This is a genomic window from Stenotrophomonas sp. 85239_Sma (assembly GCF_056481725.1).
The window spans coordinates 481042-503771 of sequence record NZ_CM151163.1 but is presented as its reverse complement, the minus strand read 5'-3'; the positions used below and the strand labels follow the sequence as shown (position 1 = coordinate 503771).

The 22730-nt window shown below is 68.3% G+C and carries 20 protein-coding genes; 7 read left to right on the top strand and 13 right to left on the bottom strand.

Annotation, left to right across the window (positions count from 1 at the left end):
* The first annotated feature begins 89 nt into the window (after positions 1-89).
* Both ACYKG1_RS02295 and ACYKG1_RS02290 read left to right on the top strand, forming a co-directional pair.
* Complete coding sequence (locus ACYKG1_RS02295) at positions 90-578, top strand: hypothetical protein (RefSeq protein ID WP_478471729.1); 489 nt, start codon at positions 90-92, stop codon at positions 576-578.
* Positions 579-591: 13 nt separating this feature from the next.
* Positions 592-867, top strand: a complete 276-nt coding sequence (locus tag ACYKG1_RS02290) for a DUF4031 domain-containing protein (protein ID WP_262227223.1) — start codon at positions 592-594, stop codon at positions 865-867.
* A 123-nt stretch (positions 868-990) separates the two neighbouring features.
* Here ACYKG1_RS02290 and ACYKG1_RS02285 read toward each other — a convergent pair whose 3' ends face one another.
* The gene (locus tag ACYKG1_RS02285) at positions 991-1533 is read right to left on the bottom strand and encodes a DUF6630 family protein (RefSeq protein WP_100471151.1); all 543 of its coding nucleotides are present in this window, start codon (positions 1531-1533) and stop codon (positions 991-993) included.
* 90 nt (positions 1534-1623) lie between these two features.
* On the opposite strand from ACYKG1_RS02285, the gene ACYKG1_RS02280 reads away from it, so the two are divergent.
* The gene (locus ACYKG1_RS02280) at positions 1624-1872 is read left to right on the top strand and encodes a DUF3297 family protein (protein WP_049456360.1); all 249 of its coding nucleotides are present in this window, start codon (positions 1624-1626) and stop codon (positions 1870-1872) included.
* Between the two features lie 81 nt (positions 1873-1953).
* Here the strand turns inward: ACYKG1_RS02280 and ACYKG1_RS02275 are convergent, their stop codons facing one another.
* From ACYKG1_RS02275 to ACYKG1_RS02265, 3 genes are all read right to left on the bottom strand, one after another.
* Complete coding sequence (locus tag ACYKG1_RS02275; RefSeq protein ID WP_100471150.1) at positions 1954-3603, bottom strand: Na+/H+ antiporter; 1650 nt, start codon at positions 3601-3603, stop codon at positions 1954-1956.
* A 117-nt stretch (positions 3604-3720) separates the two neighbouring features.
* The gene (locus ACYKG1_RS02270; RefSeq protein ID WP_478471726.1) at positions 3721-4509 is read right to left on the bottom strand and encodes a dioxygenase family protein; all 789 of its coding nucleotides are present in this window, start codon (positions 4507-4509) and stop codon (positions 3721-3723) included.
* A 31-nt stretch (positions 4510-4540) separates the two neighbouring features.
* Complete coding sequence (locus tag ACYKG1_RS02265) at positions 4541-4951, bottom strand: DoxX family protein (protein WP_100471148.1); 411 nt, start codon at positions 4949-4951, stop codon at positions 4541-4543.
* A gap of 96 nt (positions 4952-5047) precedes the next feature.
* On the opposite strand from ACYKG1_RS02265, the gene ACYKG1_RS02260 reads away from it, so the two are divergent.
* Positions 5048-5929, top strand: a complete 882-nt coding sequence (locus ACYKG1_RS02260; RefSeq protein WP_100471147.1) for a LysR family transcriptional regulator — start codon at positions 5048-5050, stop codon at positions 5927-5929.
* Positions 5930-5976: 47 nt separating this feature from the next.
* Here the strand turns inward: ACYKG1_RS02260 and ACYKG1_RS02255 are convergent, their stop codons facing one another.
* Positions 5977-9039, bottom strand: coding sequence for a bifunctional diguanylate cyclase/phosphodiesterase (locus ACYKG1_RS02255; protein WP_262083013.1), 3063 nt, complete (start codon positions 9037-9039; stop codon positions 5977-5979).
* Positions 9040-9216: 177 nt separating this feature from the next.
* On the opposite strand from ACYKG1_RS02255, the gene ACYKG1_RS02250 reads away from it, so the two are divergent.
* Entirely contained in the window at positions 9217-11328 is a 2112-nt protein-coding gene (locus tag ACYKG1_RS02250) for a M13 family metallopeptidase (protein WP_100471145.1), read from the top strand.
* Between the two features lie 113 nt (positions 11329-11441).
* On the opposite strand, the gene ACYKG1_RS02245 is transcribed toward ACYKG1_RS02250, so the two are convergent.
* Both ACYKG1_RS02245 and ACYKG1_RS02240 read right to left on the bottom strand, forming a co-directional pair.
* Positions 11442-12614: an MFS transporter gene (locus ACYKG1_RS02245; RefSeq protein ID WP_478471724.1), complete on the bottom strand. Its 1173-nt coding sequence runs from the start codon at positions 12612-12614 to the stop codon at positions 11442-11444.
* A complete protein-coding gene (locus tag ACYKG1_RS02240; protein ID WP_478471722.1) occupies positions 12611-13825 on the bottom strand; it encodes an MFS transporter in 1215 nt (404 codons plus the stop codon). Before ACYKG1_RS02240 ends, ACYKG1_RS02245 begins: the two co-directional genes overlap by 4 nt.
* A gap of 133 nt (positions 13826-13958) precedes the next feature.
* Between ACYKG1_RS02240 and ACYKG1_RS02235 the strand changes: the two genes are divergently transcribed.
* Entirely contained in the window at positions 13959-14546 is a 588-nt protein-coding gene (locus tag ACYKG1_RS02235) for a TetR/AcrR family transcriptional regulator (RefSeq protein WP_478471721.1), read from the top strand.
* Positions 14547-14633: 87 nt separating this feature from the next.
* On the opposite strand, the gene ACYKG1_RS02230 is transcribed toward ACYKG1_RS02235, so the two are convergent.
* A complete protein-coding gene (locus ACYKG1_RS02230) occupies positions 14634-15563 on the bottom strand; it encodes an oxygenase MpaB family protein (RefSeq protein WP_478471719.1) in 930 nt (309 codons plus the stop codon).
* A 309-nt stretch (positions 15564-15872) separates the two neighbouring features.
* On the opposite strand from ACYKG1_RS02230, the gene ACYKG1_RS02225 reads away from it, so the two are divergent.
* The gene (locus ACYKG1_RS02225) at positions 15873-16487 is read left to right on the top strand and encodes a hypothetical protein (RefSeq protein ID WP_014035825.1); all 615 of its coding nucleotides are present in this window, start codon (positions 15873-15875) and stop codon (positions 16485-16487) included.
* A 39-nt stretch (positions 16488-16526) separates the two neighbouring features.
* On the opposite strand, the gene ACYKG1_RS02220 is transcribed toward ACYKG1_RS02225, so the two are convergent.
* The 5 genes from ACYKG1_RS02220 to ACYKG1_RS02200 form a co-directional block, all read right to left on the bottom strand.
* Positions 16527-16871 carry a hypothetical protein gene (locus ACYKG1_RS02220; protein ID WP_100471140.1) on the bottom strand — a complete coding sequence of 115 codons (345 nt, stop codon included), beginning with the start codon at positions 16869-16871 and terminating at the stop codon, positions 16527-16529.
* Positions 16872-16906: 35 nt separating this feature from the next.
* Positions 16907-17677, bottom strand: a complete 771-nt coding sequence (locus ACYKG1_RS02215; RefSeq protein WP_262083006.1) for a LytR/AlgR family response regulator transcription factor — start codon at positions 17675-17677, stop codon at positions 16907-16909.
* Entirely contained in the window at positions 17667-18926 is a 1260-nt protein-coding gene (locus ACYKG1_RS02210; protein WP_088023868.1) for a sensor histidine kinase, read from the bottom strand. Before ACYKG1_RS02210 ends, ACYKG1_RS02215 begins: the two co-directional genes overlap by 11 nt.
* 220 nt (positions 18927-19146) lie before the next feature.
* On the bottom strand, positions 19147-20796 hold the full coding sequence (locus ACYKG1_RS02205) for a M28 family metallopeptidase (RefSeq protein ID WP_478471717.1): 1650 nt from the start codon (positions 20794-20796) through the stop codon (positions 19147-19149).
* Positions 20797-21066: 270 nt separating this feature from the next.
* The gene (locus ACYKG1_RS02200) at positions 21067-22719 is read right to left on the bottom strand and encodes a CsgG/HfaB family protein (RefSeq protein WP_478471715.1); all 1653 of its coding nucleotides are present in this window, start codon (positions 22717-22719) and stop codon (positions 21067-21069) included.
* Positions 22720-22730 lie beyond the last annotated feature (11 nt).

The following is a 22730-nucleotide window of genomic DNA, read 5'->3' as shown; positions in this document are numbered from 1 at the left end:
CAGATCCCTTTCCATGGGAAAGGGATCTGACCCCACCTGCACGCCGCCGCTACAATGGCGGTCTTTCCGTTTCCAGGTGACCCCACCCCATGTCCCAGAACTCCAAGGCCAAGCGCGACAAGCGCAAGAAGCAGCAGGCCAAGCGCCCGTTCCTCCGCCTCAACGCCCAGCAGCAGGTGCAGAACCATGCCGTGCTGACCAACGAAGACGGCCAGGTGGTCGCGGCCATCGGCCTGCAGGGCCGTGAGTGGCTGCTGGCCATCGGCGGCCAGACCATGGGCAACGCCGAGAACCCGGTGCCGATGCTGGCCATGCTCAAGCACCTGGCCAACGTGCAGGAGAAGGAAGGCCGCAAGGTCAACCTGGAGTACTCCGAACTGCTGCAGAAGCTGCTCGACACCCTGGCGGCCGAATCCGAGCAGACCGCTGACGAGTACCTGGACAAGCTGGTCGCCGAGTTCGAAGGCGTCGACGCTGCTGAAGGCGAGGAAGGCGAAGCCGCCGAGGGCAACGTGGCCGAAGAAGCCGCTGCCGAGGCCACCCCGGCCGCCGACAGCGACAGCAAGCCGCAGGCCTGAACCGGCCGCGGCGGTGACGGTCTACGTCGATGACGCGGTGCATCCCTGGCGCGGACAGCGCTGGGCGCACCTGATGGCCGACACCCTGGCCGAGCTGCACGCGATGGCGGCGCAGCTCGGCATTCCCCCGCGGGCCTTCCAGAACAAGGCCAGCGGTGCCCACTACGACGTCACCGCCGAGCTGCGCGCGCAGGCGATCGCGCTCGGTGCGCGGGCGATTTCCCGTCACACCGACCGCGGGCTGGTCAAAGCCGTGATCGCCAACGCCAGGGCGCAATACCGGCCGTAGGCAGGCGCCGGCGGCTGCCGCGTGCTGGGGTGGGTGCGGACCGTGGTCCGCCCACCAGGCACAGGGCATGCCGACCAGGGTTGGCATCCACCCATGGGCGGGCTCCGCACCCACCTACCCTGCTCAGAACGGGTCGCTGCCCAGCCGGATTTCCACGTTCAGCAGCGAACACAGCGCCAGCATCGCGTCGTCGTCGCGGGTCAGCGCCATCACGCCGGTGAAGCCGTCGCTGCCGGCATCCACGCTCCACAGCGTGTAGTTGTGCTCGCGCAGGCGGTCGAAGGCGGTGGACATCAGCTGCACGCCGTCCAGGTCTGCGATGAAGTCCTCGTCGTCCAGGTCGCCGCCCCAGTCCAGCTGCAGGTTGAAGCGCGCCGACAGCTCGTTCACCGCCGACTGCAGCGATTCCAGGTCGTCACGCTCGACCTCGAAACCGGACTGCCAGGCAATGGCCGTGAACAACGCCGGCAGCCAGTCGCTGTCCGCCTCCAGCGGCTGCCCGTCCTCGGCCAGGTGCTCGCGCCAGCGGTTGAACTGCTGCAGCGCCAGCTCTTCGTCGCCCGGGTTGATCAGCACCAGCAGGTTCCAGACCCGCGCCTCGAAGCCCTCCTCGTCGAAGTCGTGGATGTCTTCCTCGAAGTCGAAATAGTCGCTGTTGTCGGGCATGGCGGAACGTCCTCTGGGGCAGGCCGGCATTCTACGGTTTATCCTGTGCCGCTGAAGCCGGCCTTGGTGGCCGTCACTGTGAATGAAACGATGAGCGATACCCCTCCCGACCACCTGGCGATCAACCCTGCCAGCCCCTTCCATGATGCGCAGGCGCTGGAGCGCGGCGTCGGCGTGCGTTTCAACGACGTCGAGCGCGACAACGTCGAGGAATACTCGGTCAGCGAAGGCTGGATCCGCGTGCAGGCCGGCAAGGCCCGCGACCGCCGCGGCAACCCGATGACCATCAAGGTCAAGGGCAAGGTCGAGGTGTATTTCCTGGAAACGAAGCCGGAATAAGCGCGGCTCCCGGATCCTGGGGTCAGATCCCTTTCCTGCGGAAAGGGATCTGACCCCGATCGACGGCGCCCGACCGCAGCATCATTCGCGCTTGCGCGATTCCAGCAGGTCCAGGTTGCGGATCAGGCGCCGCGAGATCTCGTCGGAGATCACCCCGCGCCGGGTCAGGCGGAACAGTTCCTCGCGCTCGGCATTCAGGCCCGCGCTGCGCAGCTGGCGGTACCCCAGTTCCATGCGCCGTACCTTGTCAGGGTCCACGTCGGGCCCATCGTTGTCCTTCTCCAGGTGCCGCTGGTACAGCAGGCTCACCCGCGAGGCGGCGTCGTTGTACAGCTGCACGTTCTCGGTGTTCTGGTTCATCACCAGCTGCTGGCGCATGCGTTCGACCCCAGCCAGCGCGGCCTTGGAGGACAGCTTGCGTGCCAGGTCCTCTTCCTTGCGCTCGCCCGAATCGGCTGGCAGCTGCAGGCCCTTCAGCAGCTGCGGCAGCGCCACGCTGGCGCCGATCAGCGAGAACAGGATCACCGCCGCCGCCAGGAAGATCACCAGGTCGCGCGCCGGGAACGCACTGCCATCGGGCAGGAACAGCGGCAGGGTCAACACACCGGCCAGGGTGATCGCACCGCGCACGCCGGCCACCGAGGTCGCCACCACGATGCGCCAGTTCGGCGCCTCGCCCCGCTCCAGGCCGCGGCGGCGCGCGCGCAGCAGGTTCCAGCGCAGCGACAGCCATACCCACAGCAGGCGCAACGTGATCAACGCCAGGTTGATCACCACCACGTACACCACCAGCCACCACGCACTCTGGTGGCCGGACTCGTTCATGGTGGTGGTGGCGCGTTCGACGATGCCCGGCAGCTGTTCGCCCAGCAGCACGAACATGATGCCGTTGAAGCTGAACTGCAGCATGTTCCAGACCCCCGCACGCTGCACGCGCATGCTGCCGGAGACGCGGCCGGTCAGCTCGACGTAGCTCATCGCGATACCGGCCGCCACGGCGGCAAGGATGCCCGAGGCATGGATTTCTTCGGCCAGCAGATAGGCCGCGAACGGGATCAGCAGGTTGACCAGCATCGCCGCACCCGGCTCTTCGCCGAACCGGCGCCACAACCAGCGCTGGAACGTGGACACGCCCAGGGTGACCGCCACGCCCACGGCAAGGCCGGCCACCGCCACCCACAGGAAAGTCAGCGAGGCCGTGGCCAGCGAGAAGGAGCCGGTCATCACCGCCGCCACCGCGAAACGGAAGCAGACCAGGCCGGACGCATCGTTGAGCAGCGACTCGCCTTCCAGGATGTGCATCAGCCGCTTGGGGATCGGTGCCTTGGAGGCGATCGCCCCGACCGCCACCGGGTCGGTCGGCGACACGATGGCCGCCAGCGCGAAGCACACCGCCAGCGGCATCACCGGAATCATCCAGTGGATCAGCAGGCCGGCACCGATCACGGTGAACACCACCAGGCCGAACGCCAGTTCGAGGATCGCGCCCTTGTCGCGGAACAGCCCCTGCTTGGGAATGCGCCAGCCATCGAGGAACAGCAGTGGCGGCAGGAACAGCAGGAAGAACACCTCCGGCTCCAGCGCATGGCCGCGGTTGAACACGCCGGCGATCACCGCGCCCAGGCCGATCTGCACCAGCGGCAGCGGCAACGAGAACGGGAGGACGCGAACCAGGTAGCCGCTGGCGACAACGGCCACCAGCATCGCCAGGACGACTTCAATGGTATGCATGCTTCTTCCAGGAAGCGGCGCGCGGGGAGGCTCGGAAGCCAGCGCCGGAAACCCGGAAAAAACTACCACACGCGGCCGCAACCGCGACGGCCGGGGCCGTCGCGCGTCAGCCCCGGCTCATGCCCCGTCGAAGCGGTACAGGTCCATGGCGAGGAATCCGGCATCGATGCCGGCGTCGATGCGGCGGGCACCAAATCCGCCCTCACCGGCCGCGCCCATCGCGAAGAACAGCGGCAACAGGTGCTCGTCGGTCGGGTGCGCACGTTCGGCGAACGGCGCCTGCCGGCGGTAATCGAGCAGGGCCTGGCGGTCATCGGCGGCCAGGCGCTGCTCCACCCACTCGATGAAGGGCCGCACGTACGGCGCTTCCTTGCCGTCCTGGTAGTCGCCCCAGTCGTGCAGGTTGTGGGTGATGCTGCCCGAGCCGACCAGCAGCACGCCCTGCTCGCGCAGCGGTGCCAGCGCGCGGCCGAGCGCGAACTGGTGTTCGGGGCCGAGCAGTGGCTGGATCGACACCGGCACCACCGGGATGTCGGCCTGCGGGCGCAGCAGCCGCAACGGCACCCAGGCACCGTGGTCGAGGCCACGCTGCGGGTCGAGCGCCACCGGCAGGCCAGCGGCGGCGATGCGGCCGGCCACCTCTTCGGCCAGCGCCGGATCACCCGGTGCCGGGTACTGCAGTTCGAACAGCGCACGCGGGAAGCCGCCGAAATCGTGGATGGTCGGTGGCTGCGGATGCGCGCCGACCCGCGGCTGGCGGCCCAGCCAGTGCGCCGCGGCCATCACGATGGCGCGCGGCGTCGGCAGGTCACGCGCCAGCTCGGCCAGGCGCACGCCGACCTGGCCCGGATGCAGGGCGGTCATCGGCGAACCATGGGAGATGTACAGCGAAGGCAGGCGGGACATGGAATCCTCCAGTTGCAGGGTCAGGCCGCGATCAGCGCGAACGCAGGGTCCACTTGCCATCGCCGACCAGGAACAGCACCACCAGCGCCAGCGCCCAGAACGCCGGGTATTCCCAGCCGCCGCCAGCATTGGCGAAACCGAAGCCGTTGGCACCGTGCACAGTGACGATGGTGCCCAGCAGCAGCGGCACGCCGACCAGGCCCACCCAGCGCGCATAGACGCCCAGCAGGAGCGCGACGGTGATCACCAGCTCGGCGCCGATGGTGAGGTAGCCGAGCACGCCGGGCAGCCCCAGCGACTCGAAGAACGCCGCCGTACCGGCCGGGGTGAATACCAGCAGCTTGGTCAGCGCATGGACCAGGAACAGCACGCCCAGGGCCAGGCGCAGCAGGGTGGCGCCGTAGGGGGCCAGCGGAGAAACCGGAGCGGTCGTGGTGTGCATGGGGAACCACCTTGAAGGGAGTGGGCACAGGTTATTGCGCCTCCGCGAGCCGATAAATACGATGGATTGACCGTATTTATTTCAAAAGGCGCAACAATGGACACCCTCGAGGCGATGCGCGTGTTCGTGGCGGTGGTCGATCGCAATGGCTTCAGCGCCGCCGCCCAGGCCCTGGACCTGTCCACTGCCGGCGTCACCCGCCAGGTCGCCGCGCTGGAAAAGCGCCTGTCCACCCGCCTGCTTCACCGCACGACGCGACGGGTCAGCCCGACCAGTGCCGGCGCCGCCTACTACGCCCAGTGCGTGCGCCTGCTGGCCGAGTTCGACGCGCTGGAGGCCAGCATCGGTGCGCAGGCGCTGGAGCCTTCCGGCACGCTGCGCATCAACGCACCGGTCAGCTGGGGCATCGCCCGCCTCGGCCCGCTGCTGGCCAGCTACCGCGAACGCTACCCGCAGGTGGAGCTGGACCTGGCCCTGTCCGACCGCCTGGTGGACATGGTGGAGGAAGGCTACGACGTGGCCATCCGCATCACCCGCGAGCCCGGGCCGACGCTGATCGCGCGCCGCCTGGGCGAATCGCGGGTGAGCCTGTGCGCCGCGCCGGCCTACCTGGCCGCACGCGGTACCCCACAGACACCGCAGGACCTGCAGGCGCACGCGTGCCTGAGCTACAGCTACTGGGCCGCCGGCGACCATTGGCCGCTGCAGGGGCCGGGCGGCGAAGTGAAGGTCTCGGTGAGCAGCCTGCTGCACGCCAACAACGGCGACGTGCTGCGCGAAGCGGCGATCGCCGGCATGGGCGTGATCCTGCAGCCCGACTTCCTGCTGGAAGACGCGCTGGCCGATGGCCGCCTGGTGCGCGTGCTGCCCGAGTGGGAGGCCTCGCCGATCGGCATCTTCGCGGTCTATGCCAGCCGCAGCCACCTGGCACCGAAAGTGCGCAGTTTCATCGACCATCTGGTGGAAGCCGGGGTATAGCCGAGTCTGGCGTCTGCCAGCCAGCGGCCGGCAGATGCGAAACCCGCTCAGGCAGGAACTTCATCCAGCGCGTCGATGATCCGTTCCAGCGGTGCCGGCCGCCCCAGCAGGTAGCCCTGCACCTGGTCGCAGCCGTGCGCAGCCAGCCAGTCCAGCTGCCCCGGCGTTTCCACGCCCTCGGCGATGATGGTCAGGCCCATGCTGTGGCCCAGTGACAGCAGCGCGCGGCAGATCGAGGCATTGCGTGGATTGGTTTCCACGTCGGCGACGAAGCTGCGGTCGATCTTCAGGATGTCCAGCGGCAGGTGCTGCAGGTAGGACATGCTGGAATAGCCGGTGCCGAAGTCATCCAGCGACACGCTGATGCCCTGCTCATGCAGGCGCTGCATGGTCTGCATCGCCTGCGCCGGCTTGCGCATCAGGCTGCTCTCGGTCAGTTCCACGTGCAGCGCACCGCGGGCCAGGCCGAAGTCCTGCTGGGCGCGGGTGAACTCGGCCACCAGGTCGCTGTTGAAGAACTGCACCGCCGATACATTGACCGCGATCGGCAGCTCGCCCCAACCGGCCTCGACCAGCCGGCGCTGCGCCTTCGCCGCCGCGCGGATCACCCAGCGGCCCAGCGCCAGGATCAGCCCGGTGTCCTCGCACAGCTGGATGAACTCGTTGGGCGGAATGAAGCTGCCGTCGGCCTGCGGCCAGCGCAGCAGGGCCTCCAGCGCGGCCGGGCTGCCATCGCTGGCATGCCGGATCGGCTGGAAATACAGCTGGAACTCGTTGTCGATGGCGGCGTGGATGCGTCCGGCCAGGCGCAGGCGATCGGCCAGGCGCGTGGTCACCGCCGCGTCGAACCAGACCACCACGTTGCCCTCGGCGCGCGCCGCGTGCGCGGCCTGTGCAGCCATGCCGATCACCTGTTCGGCGCTGTGGCCGTCACCGGCGATGTGCACGGCCACGCCGATGCGCGGTTCGAACTGATGCAGCGAGTCCTTGCCACGCATCGGCGCCGACACGATCTGCAGCAGGTCGTCCAGCACGCGCTGGGTATCGTGCTCGGCACCGATGGCGAACACGAAGTCCTCCGCCGGCTGGAATGCCAGCGTGCCACAGCGCGCGCCCAGGCCACCGAGCCGGGTCGCCATCGACTGCAGCACCGCATCGCCTATCTCGCGGCCCAGCGTATCGGCCACCAGCTGCAGGCCGCGCAGCTGCACGAAGGCGATGGTGTAGCCCTCCTGCTGCTCGTCCAGCTGCTCGGTCAGGGCGCGCACGTTGAGCAGGCCAGTGGCCGGGTTGTGCCGTGCCTGGTAGGCCAGGTCACGCTCGTAGGCCAGCCGTTCGCTGACGTCCTCGGCCAGCACCAGGCACGCGGGCTGTCCATCGAAGTCGAGCCTGGACAGGTGGGCACGCACTTCGAACACGCTGCCGTCCTTGCGCCGGTGCAGGCGCACGGTGGCGTCCTGCAGCTCGCCGACGCGGGCCTTGGCGATCGCCCCCTTCACCTCATCCCAGCCTTCGCGCGGGCGGATGTCGAGGATGCTCATCGCCAGGAACTCGTCGCGGCTGTAGCCGTACTGGCGCACCGCGGCATCGTTGACCTCGATGAAGCGCAGCGTGTCCGGGTCGAATACCCAGAACGGCGCCGGGTTGCGGTCGAACAACAGGCGGAAGCGGCGTTCCACCTCGCTCATCTGCTCGCGGGCCTGGTAGCGCTCGCTCAGATCGGTCAGCGCACCGATCATGCGGCGCTCGCTGTCGGCCACCTCCACCCGCTGCCCGCGCGCGCCCACCCAGCGCACTGCACCCCCGGGCAATACCAAGCGGAACACCTGGTCGAGCACCGCGCCACCGGCGAAGGCCTGGTCGAAGGCCTGCTGCAGGCGCGCGGCATCATCGCGATGCACCCGTGCGAAGAAATCGGCGACCGGCAGGGCATCGGTCTGCACGCCAAAGATCTCGCGCGCCAGCGGCGACCAGCGCAGCAGTGCGGCATCCTCGTCCACGTACCACGTGCAGACACGCCCGACCTGATGCGCAAGGCGCAGCTCGGCGTGGCCTGTCTTCAGCTCCTCGGCCATCGCCTGCTGGCTGCGGGTGCTGCGGCGCACGGCGTACAGCAGCACCAGCAACACCGCGATGTAGGCCAGCATGATCGCCACCGACGCCTGCAGGTACGGCCACCACGGCGCCAGCACGTCCTCGTCGGCCAAGCCGACCTGCACCGCCAGCGGGCTGCGTTCCAGCGTGCTGATGGTGATGATGCGCGGCACGCCGTCGACCACGCCGGGCAGGCTGCCCAGCTCGACCACCGCCTGCTTGCCGAGCAGGTCACGGCGCGGCAGATCGTAGCGGCGGCCCACCGTGCCGTGCGGGTCGGGCACGCGGGCCAGCATGTAGCCTTCGGCGTCGCTGATCGAGACCAGTCCGTTGGGGCCGACATCAAGGCCACCGACGATGCGCTGCAGTTCGCCACAGCGCAGCCGCGCCAGCAGCCAGCGGTCGCCGGCCATCGGCAGCGCCAGCGGGACCACCCAGCCGCCATCACTGGCCCGCTGCGGCGGGCCGATATACAGCGCGCTGCCCTGGCCTCGGCGTTGCGGGTCGGTCCACAGCGGCAGCTGCAGGTCGCCCTTGCCGGCCGTCAGCGGTCGGCCATGGCTGTCGAGCACTACGATGCTGTGCAGCTCGGCGTGCCGGCGCAGCACGCCGCCGATGGAGGCATCCAGCAGGGCCGGCGCCTGTGCCGGCACGCTGCGGAACAGCTCGGCGGCGTCGGTGGCGATGCCGGACATGGCCCGCTCCAGGTTGCGCAGCTCCAGCGCCAGCAGGCGCTCGCTGCCCACCGCCAGCGCACGGCTCTGCCGCTGCGCCGCTTCCAGGCGACGGTGGTGGTCATTGGCCAGCATGGTGGCCAGGCCGGCCACCAGCAGCACGCCCAGCAGCACGCCGCCCCAGGTGATGGCGCGCAGCGGCCGGGCCAACGCCCGTTTCAGCGCGGGCATCGGTTGATCTTCCTTGTGCAGTCGGCTGGCTTCATGCGCGAACGAATCCTCCACGTCCCCGACCTCAACGGCCGGCGGACGCCATTCTTGACGCCTGACCCCGTCCTGCATGGCCACCTCCCCGTGTCCGCGCAGGGCTCCGGGGTCCAGCATGCACCACCCCGGTGACGGCGTGAAGATCGCGTCTGCGCGTTCAGCCAGATCCTGCACGGGGCGGGACCTGCAGGGGGGGCGGCCAGTGGCGCCGGAGCGGATTAGACTTGGGGTTTTCCGCTGCAAGAGAAGTCCATGTCCAAGCTGCGCCGTCCCACCCTGGCGCTGGCCATCGTTGCCAGCCTGTCCCTGGCCGCCTGCGACCGCCCGGCCGAACCGGCCGCCGGTACCGCCGCGCCGGCCGATGCCGCACCCGCAGCGGCCAAGCCGATGCTGGGCAGCTTCGGCTTCGATGCCAGCGGCATGGACCGCAGCATCACCGCCGGCGATGATTTCTTCGGCTTCGCCAACGGCACGTGGGTGAAGAACACCGAGATTCCGGCCGACCGTTCGCGCTTCGGCAGCTTCAACGTCATCGCCGAGAAGACCCTGGCCGATACCCGCGCCATCCTTGAAGGGGCCGCCGGCAACACCCAGGCCAGCGGTGACGACAAGCTGATCGGCGATTACTACGCCGCCTACATGGACGAAGCCGGCATCGAGCAGCACGGCATCGCGCCGGTGCAGCCGCAGCTGAAGGCCATCGATGCGATTGCCGACAAGGCCGGCCTGGCCCGCGCCCTGGGCGGCGACCTGCGCGCCGACGTCGACCTGCTCAACGCCACCAACTTCTACACCGACCGGCTGTTCGGCCTGTGGGTGTCGGTGGACCTGCTGCAGCCGGACCGCACCGCGCCCTACCTGGTGCAGGGCGGCCTGGGCATGCCCGACCGCGACTTCTACCTGGGCGGCGGCCGCATGGCCGAACTGCGCAAGCAGTACCAGGCCTACATCGCGCAGATGCTGCAGCTGGCCGGCGTCGCCGACCCGGCCGGCAAGGCGCAGCGCATCCTCGCGCTGGAAACGAAGATCGCGCAGGCGCACGCCACCCAGGAAGAAACCAACGACGTGACCAAGGGTGCCAACCCCTGGACCCAGGCCGACTTCGCTGCCAAGGCGCCGGGCATGGACTGGAACGCCTTCCTCGACGCAGCCGCGCTGGCCAAGCAGCAGGACTTCATCGTGTGGCAGCCCAAGGCCGTGGCCGGCCTGTCCAAGCTGGTCGCCACCGAGCCGCTGGATGTCTGGAAGGATTACCTGGCCTTCCACGCGCTGGACCGTGCCGCCGCTTACCTGCCGAAGAAATTCGCCGATGCCCGCTTCGCCTTCCACGGCACCGCGCTGAGCGGCACGCCGCAGCAGAGCGACCGCTGGAAGCGCGCGGTGGACGACGCCAACCATGCGGTCGGCGAAGCCATCGGCAAGCGCTATGTCGAGAAGCACTTCGACGCCAAGACCAAGGAACGCGCGGACGAGATGGCGAAGAACATCATCGCCGCCTTCGCCAAGCGCATCGATGCACTGTCGTGGATGTCGCCACAGACCAAGGCACGTGCCAAGGCCAAGGTGAACGGCCTGACCGTCGGCATGGGCTATCCGGAGAAGTGGCGCGACTACACCGGCCTTGAGATCCGCCGCGATGACCCGCTGGGCAATGCACAGCGCGCCGAGCTGTTCGAGTACCAGCGCAACATCGCCAAGCTGGGCAAGCCGGTCGACCACAGTGAGTGGGCGATGCTGCCGCAGACCATCAACGCGATGAACGTGCCGCTGGAAAACCGCCTGGTGTTCCCGGCCGCGATCCTGCAACCGCCGTTCTTCGACGGCGCCGCCGACGATGCGGTGAACTACGGTGCGATCGGCGCGGTGATCGGCCACGAGATCAGCCACGGCTTCGACAACGCCGGCGCGCTGTTCGACGAGACCGGCAAGCTGCACAACTGGTGGACCGCCGAAGACCTGAAGCAGTTCAACGCGGCCGGTGATGCGCTGGCCGCGCAGTTCAGCAGCTACGAGCCGTTCCCCGGCGTGCACGTGAACGGCAAGCTGACCCTGGGCGAGAACATCGCCGACGTGGCCGGCCTGGGGACCGCCTACGACGCTTACCAGCTGTCGCTGCAGGGCAAGCCGGGCCAGACCCTGGAAGGCTTCACCCCGGACCAGCGCTTCTTCCTCGGCTTCGCCCAGGCGTGGCGCAGCAAGAGCCGCGAGCAGGCCCTGCGCAATTCGCTGCTGACCGATGTGCATGCACCGGGCCAGTTCCGCGCACTGACCGTGCGCAACATCGACGCCTGGTACCCGGCGTTCGAAGTGAAGGAAGGCCAGAAGCTGTACCTGGCCCCGGACAAGCGGGTCAAGGTGTGGTGATGTGAATCGAACGGGCGCCGCAAGGCGCCCGTTTCATTTCCCGGTAGCGGCCACCCCTGGTTGGCACATGCCCCGCTCTGGTGGGTGCCAACCTTGGTTGGTACGGCATGGATCTACCTGCGGGTGGTGGCCGCCATCAGCAGAGCGCTCGCAGCCAACACCGCCGCCGCCCACAGCGTGGCGTGCAGCCCGATGCCATCGAGCAGCCGGCCACCGCCCCATGCGCCCAGTGCGATGCCGATGTTGAACACTGCGACATACAACGCCGTGGCGATCTCCACGGCCTGCGGCACCGCTTTCATCATCCAGCTCATCAGGGCGACCGACACGCCGCCGTAGGCCAGGCCCCACAGCAACAGCACCGCAATGCCGCCGGCCGGCGTGCCGCCCAGCCACAGGAACAACAGCGGCGTCAGCAGCAGGCCCGATGCGATCAGCAGCAGCGTGCCACGTGGATGCCGCGCGGCCATCGGCCCGGCGATGAAGTTGCCAGCGATGCCGGCCAGGCCGTAGGCGAACAGCAGTGCATCGATCCACGACGGTTCCACGCTGGAGACGGATGTCAGCAGCGGCCGCACATAGGTAAACGCGATGAAGTGCCCGGACACCAGCAGCACAGTCAGCCACAGACCACGCCGCAGGTCGTGCTGGCCAAGCTGCTGCACGAACTGCCGCGGCCGCACCGACGTGGTGACCGGCAACGCCGGAACCACGCGCAGATGCAGCAGCATCACCGCCGCGCTGAACAGCGCCATCGCCGCAAACGCGCAGCGCCAGCCCAGTGCGTCGCCGATCAGCGCGCCCAGCGGCACGCCCAGCACGGATGCTGCGGCCACGCCGCCGAAGATGATCGAGGTGGCCAGGCCGATGCGCTGCGCAGGTACCAGGCGCGCTGCCAGCCCACCGGCGATGGCCCAGATGCCGCCCATGCAGAACCCCACCAGTACGCGCGCGGCCAGCAGCCAGCCGATGCCCGGTGCCAGTGCCGACGCAAGGTTGGCGATCAGCAGCAGGCCCAGCAGTACGCACAGGATGCGGCGACGATCGATGCCACCGGCTGCGATCACCACCAGCGGTGCGAACAGCGCCGCCAGCATCGCCGGCAGGGAGATCATCAGCCCGGCGGTGCCGGTGGAGGCACCCAGATCGTCGGCGATAGGGGTCAGCAGGCCCACCGGCAGCATTTCGGTGGTGACCACCGAGAACGTGGCAAGGCCGACGGCGGAAACCGCCCACCACGGCGGACGGGGCACAGGCGCGGCGTGCGCAGGCGATGATGCGCTCACGGGATGATTCCTTCAGGGGATGTGGATGCGGCAGACGGGCGCAGTGCACGTTGCGCGAGCACGGCGAACAGCAGCACGCCGCCGCCTGCCACCAGCGCAACGACAAAGCCGCTGCGCACGCCCCCCGCATCGACGCTCTGCCCGGACAGCGCCGCGCCCAGCGCCACGCCGATGTTCAGTCCGGCCAGCAACCAGGTCATGCCTTCGGTAAGGCGCGATTCGGGCACGCGCTGTTCGACCAGCGACATCGCCACGATCATCGTCGGCGCGAAGAACAACCCGGCCAGCAGCACCGCCACGGCCAGCGCCGGCAGGCTGCCGACCCACAGCAACGGCAGCGTGGTCAGCGCGGTGGCCGCAGCGCCGGTCAGCAACAGGCGCGGTAACGGCACCTGCAGCTTCAACGCACCGAACAGCAGGCCCGCTGCGCAGCTGCCCAGCGCATAGGCCGACAGCACCGCGCTGGCGGCCACCGGCTGCCCCCGCTGTTCGGCGAAGGCCACGCTGGTGATGTCGACAGTGCCGACGATCACACCCATCGCCAGCATCAGCAACGCCAACAGGCGGATCTCCGGTTGCCGCAGCAGCGAGCGCGAGGGTATTGCGCCTTCGTAGTGCCGCAGCGGTGGCTCGGTGCCCCGCTGCAGCACCAGTGCGGCGACGCCGACCACCAGCAACAGGGCGGCCGCCAACACGCCGGCCTGTGGCCATACCGCCACCGACAATCCAACTGACAACGGCGGCCCGGCAATGAAGGTGACCTCGTCGAAAACAGTTTCCAGCGAATACGCAGTCTGCAGCTGCGGGCGACCGCGGTGGATCGCGGTCCAGCGCGCACGCACCATCGCCGACACGCTGGGCATGCAGCCGGCCAGCATCGCCGCAATGAACAGGCTCCAGTCCGGCGCGGCCAGCAGCGTGCAGGCGAGCAGAGCCAGCAACCCGGTGGCACTGCCCGCCGTGGCCCAGGGCAGGACCCTGCCCTGCCCACGCCGGTCGACCCAGCGCGACACCTGCGGCGACAGCAGCGCGTAGGTCAGCACGAAGGTGGCCGACACCGCGCCGGCCAGTGCATAGCTGCCGCGCAGCTGCGACAGCAGGGTGATGATGCCGATGCCGGTCATCGGCAATGGCAGGCGTGCCAGCAGACCCGCGAGGGCAAGGCCAGCGGTACCGGGGGTGGCGAACAGGTCGCGGTAGGGGGTGGCCATCGAATTCTCCAGGGCAGCGGCTTGCCTGGCGCACGCGGCGCCACGACAATACATACAGAGCGTATGAATAAGAGGCTACATTCATACGTCTCGTATGTAAATAATCATGCACCGCGTATGTAAGGAGCTCCGAATGGTCCGTCGCACCCGCGCCGAGATGGAAGAAACCCGCGCCAGCCTGCTGGCCACCGCCCGCCGGGTATTCAGCGCGCATGGCTATGCCGCCACCTCGATGGATGACCTGACTGCCCAGGCCGGTCTGACCCGGGGTGCGCTCTACCACCACTTCGGTGACAAGAAGGGCCTGTTGGCAGCCGTGGTCGCCCAGCTCGACGCCGAGACCGACCTGCGCCTGCAGGCGATCAGCGACGGCGCAGACGATGCCTGGCACGGCTTCGTGCAACGCTGCCGCACCTACCTGGAATTGGCGCTGGAACCGGAGATCCAGCGCATCGTGCTGCGCGACGCGCGCGCGGTGCTCGGTGGCGCCTCACCGGAATCGCAGCGCCACTGCGTGCACTCGATGCAGCAGCTGATCGAACAGTTGATCGCGCAGGGCGTGGTGGCACCCGTGGATGCGCAGGCATTGGCATCGCTGATCTACGGCAGCCTGGCCGAGGCCGCGTTCTGGATCGCCGACGGCGAGGACGGTGATGCGCGCCTGCGCAAAGCAACGACGGCATTGGGAATGCTGTTGCGTGGGTTGAAGGTGGCCGGGTAACGCCCATCCACGCATGGCGTGGATCTACTGCGGAAGCCGCTCGCTTCTGCGGCACCGCGTGAAACACGTGCCAACCAAGGTTGGCACCTACCCGGCAACCGCGGGCCACTCGCGCAGGACGTCTACCGGCACGCCCATGCGCGCACAGGCGCGGCTGGCCAGGCCATCGGGCAGCGCGCGGCGGAACAGCGGCGCCATGCCCTGCATCAGCTTCGCTGAAGCTGCCGCCTGCGCGCGCTGGCGCGCATTGCGTTCAAGCATGCCTTCGGCCCAGTCCGGCAGCAGTGCCGCGCCCGCACCCAGGAACACTTCGCGCGACAACCCCGGCACCGGTACCGGCAGGCGCACCCCGGACAGCACCTCCAGCACCTCGCGCGAGCGTTCGTCGACGCGCAGCTCCGGCTGCCGTGCACAGAAGTACGCCGCCACTTCCGTTTCGCTGCGCGGCACATCCACCGCGCCCAGCGCCTCGGCCACGCAGCGGTATTCGTCGTAGTAGCGATCGGCGATGGGTGCCGGCACCTCGCGTCCGTAACGACGGAAACCCTGCAGGAACCCGAATGCTTCGGTCACGTGCACCCAGGTCAGCAGCTGCGGATCATCGGCGGCGTAGGGTTCGCCCTGCGCGGTCTGCCCGCGGATCTGCGCATGGATGCGGCGTACCTTGGCCACCAGCGCCTCCACCTCGCCGGTGGGCGCATAGCTGGTGCCGGCAACGAAGGCCGTGGTACGGCGCAGGCGCCCCACCAGGTCCTGGCGGAAATTGGAGTGGTCATAGACCCCGGCCAGCGCGCGGGGGTGCAGCGTCTGCAGCATCAGCGCGCACAGGCCACCGGCAAGCATCGAGGGGAATTCGGCGTGCAGCCGCCAGGTCACGCTGTCCGGGCCGAACCAGCCCGGGTCGCCCTGCGGATGGTCGTAATCGATGCCGCTCTGGCCACGCGGGAAGGCCTCCAGTACCCAACGCCGGATCGGCGCGGTGACGGGGCGGGAGAGTCGCTGCAGCAGAGCCGGCATTGCAGATCCAGGAAAGGCGGAGGAACGGCCGCACGTTGCGCGGTCGACACCGATTCTGGGCGATCACGACGGCGGCGGCGAGTCTCCGCGCTCAGCTACGATTTCATGTGCGACTGCAGCACGTTTCACCCTGCGACATCCTGTCGCAGGCTACGACCGCGATGCTGCCATGCAACAAGATTCACCCATTCAGACAAAACCCTTGCGCCGCTTGGCATTGCGCCCATTGCACGGCTCGCTGGAAGTGCTAGAACTGAACCCGCCACACCGTCCAACGCTGATCGACGCACGTTCCACAAGGAGCCAGCCATGATTGCTTTGTTCAAGGGTTTGGGACTACTGCTTCGCGACAACGAGCTCTACAGCAGCCCGTTCGAAAAACAGGTCGCGCACTGGCGCAGCCTCAGCGAGCAGCAGATCCGCGATGAAGTGGCTGTGCTGGCCCAGGCCAAGTGCCAGTGGCTGATCGCCTCGATCGTCGGCTGGCAGGCGGCCTCGTTGCTGATCCTCGGCCTGATCACCAACTACCTGTGGCGCGACGATTACCACATCACCTTCACCCGCGTGGTCGTGGTGTTCGGTTCGTGGATCTCGATCCTGTTCGTGATCTGGTTCATGGCCAACATGTTCGACCGTACCGCCGGTTTCGAGCGCTGGATGAAGGCCTTCAACAGCCGCGCCCGCATCAGCTCCAAGGCTGACAGCGTCGAGCACGTGGCCGAGGCGCTGGACCTGGCCGAGCACTACCCGGAAGTGCTGGACTACAAGCAGGCGGTTACCGCCAAGCGCGAACTGCGCCATGAAGACATCCGCATCATGACCGAGATCGGGCGGATGAAGCAGCACTCCGAACTGGTCGGCCGCCTGAACCATGTGGGCGAGACCGAACACCATCACGACCTGACGCTGCAACCTGCCTACTGACCCTTCAGGGAAGCGGGGGGACCCACAATGCCACCGTGATCACTCACGGTGGCATTGTTCTATCGGGTCCTGGCTGACGCACTGGCGGAAGCCGTCGGGCAGGCCACGCATGGCCTCGGTCTTTCCCACCGCCACCGCGAACCGGCGCAGCGGCGGCGTGGCACACGCGGCATCGGGGCTGCAGGCCGGATCGAGCACCAGGTAGTGGCAGGCGCCACTGCTGCTGGCAATGCACTGGAAGCGTGCCTCGCCATCGACGACGGTGCCCTTGCTGTACAGCGTATCCACGCCGTTGGCCTGGGTGCGGGTGATCGAGGTGTTGCGGGATTTTTCGCAGCCGGCCAGCGCCAGCACGACGACGCACGCAATCAGCAGACGGGGCATGTTCGTTCCTCGGTGCAGGGGTGATGCAGCTGCGGCTACATGCCGCGGAACAGGCTCATGAACGGCTGGCTGACCACCAGCGTCTCCGTGCGCCCGCGCAGGCGCAGCACGCCGCGCCCGGTGTCGTCGCGGCTCACTGCCGCCACCGCCTTCATGTTGACGATGGTGGAGCGATGGATCTGGCGGAAGTGCTGCGGATCGAGCACTTCCAGCAATTCGCGCAACGGTGTGCGCAGCAGGCTTTCGCCGGCGGCGGTGACCACGGTGGTGTACTTGTTGTCGGCGCGGAAGTAGGCCACGTCTTCCAGCATGATCAGCTGCGTCTCGCGGCCGTTGCTGGCGGTGATCCAGGCCAAGGGCGGGCGCTCGGCAGCGCCCTGCGATGGACCCAACCGCTGCAGCAGCCGCTCCAGCACGGCATCGTCCTGGCGCGTCGATGGCAGCCGGGACAGGATGCGTTCGCGGGTCGCCAGCAGGCGTTCGTCACTGACCGGCTTCAGCAGGTAGTCCATCGCACCCTGCTCGAACGCATCGATGGCGTACTGGTCGTAGGCGGTGACGAACACCACCTGGGTGCGCGGGCTCAGCTCGGACAGCGAGCGCGCGACTTCGATGCCGCTGATGCCGGGCATGCGGATGTCGAGAAAGGCGATGTCCGGCTGCGTCTCGGCCAGCTGCTCCAGCGCGCTGGCACCATCCTCGCACTGGGCCACCAGTTTGAGGTCCGGCCACAGCCGGCCCAGCTGCTCCACCAGTGACTGCCGCAGCAGTTCCTCATCTTCGGCGATCAGGGCTTCAAGCGGCATGGCTGCGCTCCTTGTGCGACTGCGGCAGGGTCATGGTCGCGGCCACGCCGCTGGGGAAGTTGGCAACGATCGCCACGCCGGCCTGCTCACCGCAGGTCAGGCGCAGGCGCTCGCGCAGGTTCTTCAGGCCGATGCCGGTACCGCTGGTGCCCTGGCCGAAGCCGAGCCCATCGTCGGCCACGGTCACGGTCACGTGGTCATCGAAGCCGCGCGCCAGGATCCAGATCGTGCCACCGCCGGGCTTGGGTTCCAGGCCGTGCTTGATCGCGTTCTCCACCAGTGTCTGCAGTGCCATCGCCGGCAGGTGCACGCCGTGCAGTTCGTTCGGTACCTGCACTTCCACCGCCAGGCGTGCGCCCATGCGGATACGCAGGATTTCCAGGTAGGCGCGGGTGCGCTCCAGCTCCACGCCCAGCGTGGATACCGATTCGTCCACCTGCGGCAACGAGCTGCGCAGGTACTGGATCAAGTGGCCGAGCATCTGTTCGGCACGCGCCGGGTCGGTGCGCGTCAGTACCTGCGCATTGGCCAGCGTGTTGTAGAGGAAGTGGGGTTCCACCTGCGCGTGCAGCAGGTTCAGCCGCGCCACCGACAGTTCCTTTTCCACCTGGGTCTGCTCGGCCGCGGCCTGCTCGTCGCGGCGCTGGTCGGCAACACGGCGGCTGATCGCGCGGGTGACCGCTTCGGCGTTCTCGTAGTTGCTGCCCTCGTCCAGCGCCAGCAGGTCGGCCCACCAGCCGGCGTCCGGTTCGAACAACAGGGTGACGGTGCTGGTGCCCTGCCCTGGCGTGACCGTGGCCAGCACGCTGTTGCGCTTGATCGCCAGCCGCGCCGGCAGGTTCCAGCGCGACGGTTGGCGGCCGTTCCAGAGGTCGACGCGGCGTACATAGGCGCGCACCTGCAGGCTGCCGGCCGAGCTTTCCACCTCTTCCACCCGCGGCAGTTCACCCACCGCCGCCTCGACCACGGCAAAGGCGTGGCCGGCATCCATCGGCAGTTCGATCTGCCGGCGCTGGCGTCCGGACAGGGTGGCACCATCGAGGCGGCCCGCCACCAGCCAGACCCGGCGCACATGGGTCACCGCACTGCCCAGCGCGGAGATCATCAGGAACATCACCAGCAGCCCGAATACCCAGCCGGGACCATCGTTCATGCCGCTGAAAATACCGCTCCAGACCATGCCGGCCACGAACAGTGCCGCGGCCCAGGCCAGCAAGTGACGGAGGATGAGGGAGAGGCTGGCGATCACGGCGGCGCCTTGGTGGAAGGGGGTGAGCCGAGCATAGGGCGGCCCATCGGGCAAGCAAGCGGGCTGCGACGAAGGCCTGGAAAGCGGGGATGGAAGGCCATCTGGTAGAGCCGGGGACTCGCCTGCGCAAGCCGTGGGCCCCTCTCAGCAGCCTCCACACCCCCGCGCCTCCGGCGCTGCCCCCTGACTCAGGGGGCGATTACTGCGGGTTGCAGGCGCCTTACTTGCGCTGGTCGGCGCTGGCGTCACGCACGGCGCGGAACGACTCGTCCTTGCTCCAGTTCGGCCAGCTGCGCGCGTTGGCCAGCTGGTTGCCCAGCGTGTACAGCACTTCCAGGTCGCGGGCGGCACCGGCGAACACCCAGTCCGGCTGCCACTCGTCGCCCTGCTGGTGGTAGCGCTTGGCGGTGTAGCCCTCGGAGGCCTTCTTGCCTGCGGCCACGCCACCGTCCACCCAGTCCTGGCCAGCCGACCAGGACAGTGCCGGCACGCCGCGCTTGGCGAACGGGAAGTGATCAGAGCGGAAGAACAGGCCCGCTTCCGGCTTCGGGTCCGGCGTGTAGCGGATGTCCCAGCCCTTGGCCACGTCCTTCAGCTGGTCCAGCAGCTCGAAGCGCGCGGCACCGTAGATGCCGAAATCACGCGACGGGCCGAACGGCGCCATGCCGTCCATGTTGATCACCGCCACGGTCTTTTCCAGCGGATACAGCGGATGGGTGGCGTAGTACTCCGAACCCAGCAGGCCCTTCTCCTCGGCGGTGACCGCCAGGAACAGCAGTGAGCGCTGCGGGCGCTTTTCCTTGGCGAAGCCACGGGCCAGTTCGATCAGCGAGGCGGTACCACTGGCATTGTCCAGTGCGCCGTTGAAGATGCGGTCGCCGCGTGCGTCCGGCTCACCCACGCCGATGTGGTCCCAGTGCGCGCTGTAGATGATCGTCTCGTCCGGGTGACTGCTGCCTTCCAGGCGCGCGGCGACGTTGTGCGAGGTGATCACTTCGGTCTTCACCGCGTACTTCGCGTCCAGGCTGGCGCCGGTCAGCGCCACCGGGGTGAAGTCGCGCTGCTGCGCCTTCTTCTTCAGCGCCTCGAAGTCCTGCCCGGCGGAGCGGAACAGCTCCACCGCCAGGTCACGCTGGATCCAGCCTTCCAGCAGCGGATGGCTCTCGGCCGGGTTGTCGCGCACCACATCGAACATGGTGTTGGTGTTGGAACCGGCCACGGTGGCCCAGCCATACGACGCCGGCGCGGTCTCGTGCACGATCAGCACGCCCAGCGCACCCTGGCGGGCGCCTTCCTCGTACTTGTAGGTCCAACGGCCGTAATAGGTCATGCCCTTGCCGTCGAAATCACCCTGGCCGGTTTCGAAGTCCGGGTCGTTGATCAGCACGACAGCGATCTTGCCCTTCAAGTCCACGCCCTTGAAGTCGTCCCAGTTGCGCTCCGGGGCCTTCACGCCGTAGCCGAGGAACACCAGCGGGGCCTTGCTGATGTCGACGTTGCTGGCGCCGTTCATGGCGGCACGCACGGCGATCTGCTTGCCCTGCTCCAGCGCAACGGTCTTGCCGCCCTGGTGCAGCGCCAGCTGCGGTGCGCCGACGATGTCGCCCTTGCGCAGCGGCACGGCCTGGGTCCACAGGCGCTTGCCGTCCTTGAGGTCGCCGCCCGGCTGCAGGCCGGCGTCGGCAAACTGCTTGCTGAGATAGGCGATGGTCTTCTCTTCGCCGGCAGTGGCCGGCGAGCGGCCTTCGTAGGCGTCGGAGGCCAGTTCCTTGACGTCGGCGGAGATCCGCGCGCCATCGAATTTCGGGGTGGCCGCCATCAGTGCGCTCGACACCGACAGGGCCAGCACGCCCAGTACCACTCGTTTCATTGCTCTCTCCAGCAGGGAAATCCTTCTGGAGTGTAAGGGGTTCGGCAGGGCTGCGCCCTGCACCCGCAGAAACAACGGCAACGGCCGAAGCAACAGCAACAACAACAGCAGACGCAGGCATTCCGTGGCATGGCGGGGTGGGTCCGGTTGCGGGGGACGCTGCTGTTGGTGGGTGTCGACCTTGGTCGACACGAACGGAAACAAGAAGGGGTCAGATCCCTTTCCCTGCGGGAAAGGTCTCTGACCCCATCGGTGTGTTGCTTGGGCCTGTTACCAGTTCGGATCTTCGGCCGGGGCGGCGGCAGGCTTGGGCTTTGGCTTGGCCGCCGGGCGCGCGGCGGCGGCCGGTGCAGCCGAGGACGTTGCGCCAGCAGCGGCGGCAGCCGGCTTGCTGCCGAGCTTCTGGCGCAGTTCGATCTGGCCCGGACGGAAGCCGCCGCGCAGCGCGTCGACGCCGTCCTCAATGGTGCCGTACGAGGTCTGTGCAGCAACGCGGTCGATGCGAATGGTGCAGCACGGGTGTTCACTGCGGCCCAGCGAGCGGCCGGTCTGCGGGTCCTTCAGTTCCTCGCCCAGGCGCACGGCCTGCCAGCGCTGGCCGGCCTGCAGGGTTTCGCCGCCCTGGCTCAGCACCACCTGGTCACCGTCCACCGAAACCACCGACACCGGGAACAGCGTGGTAACGATGGTGGTACCGATCTGGCCGGACAGTGATTCCATCATCGCCGCGGCCATGTTGCGGCCGTTGACCACGCGCGGCAGGGTGCTCGGTCCGGTCGAGGCCAGCTGGTGATCGAAGCTGTCGGACATCACCACCTGGCCGGTGGTGGCGTTGATCAGGCGCAGGGTGATGCGGCCGCCACCGGCGTACGAGGTCACCTGGCGGTCGGACATGCGCAGGTTGCGCACGCTGCGCGGGTACTCGAAGCGTTCGATGGTCGGGATCAGGATCAGGTCGGTCGCCAGCTGCTGGCCGACGCGGGCGGTGTCCTGCAGGCGCACGTTGCCGCTGTTGATGTGGTCGATCTCCGCCTGCAGTTCGTCGCCGAACTCGCGGTCCAGCACGATGAAGCGCTGGGTCTGGGTCAGCGTGTCGGACAGGCGCGCGCGGATAGCGTCGGCCACTTCATCGGTACTCACGCGGCCATCGCCCACGGCATAGCTGCCGGCCTTGGTGCGCGGCAGCGCGACCACGATCTTCGGCTTGCCCTGCTCGTCCGGCGCACGGTACTGGGCAATCTGTGCACGCACGCGCACCTTCCAGTAACTGCGCATGCTGCGATGGGTCACGTCGGAGTCGAACGAGCTGGCGCCACGCTTGGCATCGACGCTGACCTTCTCGTCGTAGCTTTCCCTGACGCTGGCCGAGCCGCCGGCGCCCTTGGCCGTGGCTTCGCCGGAAGCGCTGGTAGACGCCGAACCCTTGAAGCTCCAGCCTTCATCGCTGGCGCGCACGCGGGCGATGGTTTCCTCGTCCAGCTGCCGCACTTCGTCCTGCGACAGGATTTCATAGCCCAGCACCGCGCCCTGCGAGCCGGAGATCATCTGCTGGGTGAACGCGTCGGCGCGGATATCGCCGACGTGTTCGTCATCCACATCCACATGCAGGCCTGCACGCAGGCTCTGCATCTGGCTGGCCACGCGTACGCCGTTGACCTGCGCCACCGCCGACTGCAGCGCCGCCAGCACCGCCAGTTCCGGGGTGCTGCCGATGCCGTCGGCCTCGCGCGCGACCTGGGTGGTGCCGCCGAAATCCGGCGTGCCACGCAGGGGCGCTGCGTCCACTGGCGCATTGCTGGCCAGTGCACTGGTTGCCTTGTCCTTGGCGGGTGCGGGCGCTTCGGCAGGAGTGTCCTGCTTGCCACAGGCTGCAAGCAGCGCGGCAGCCAGGCCCAGGCCGATCAAACGGGAGGTCGTACGCATGGGGATTCGCC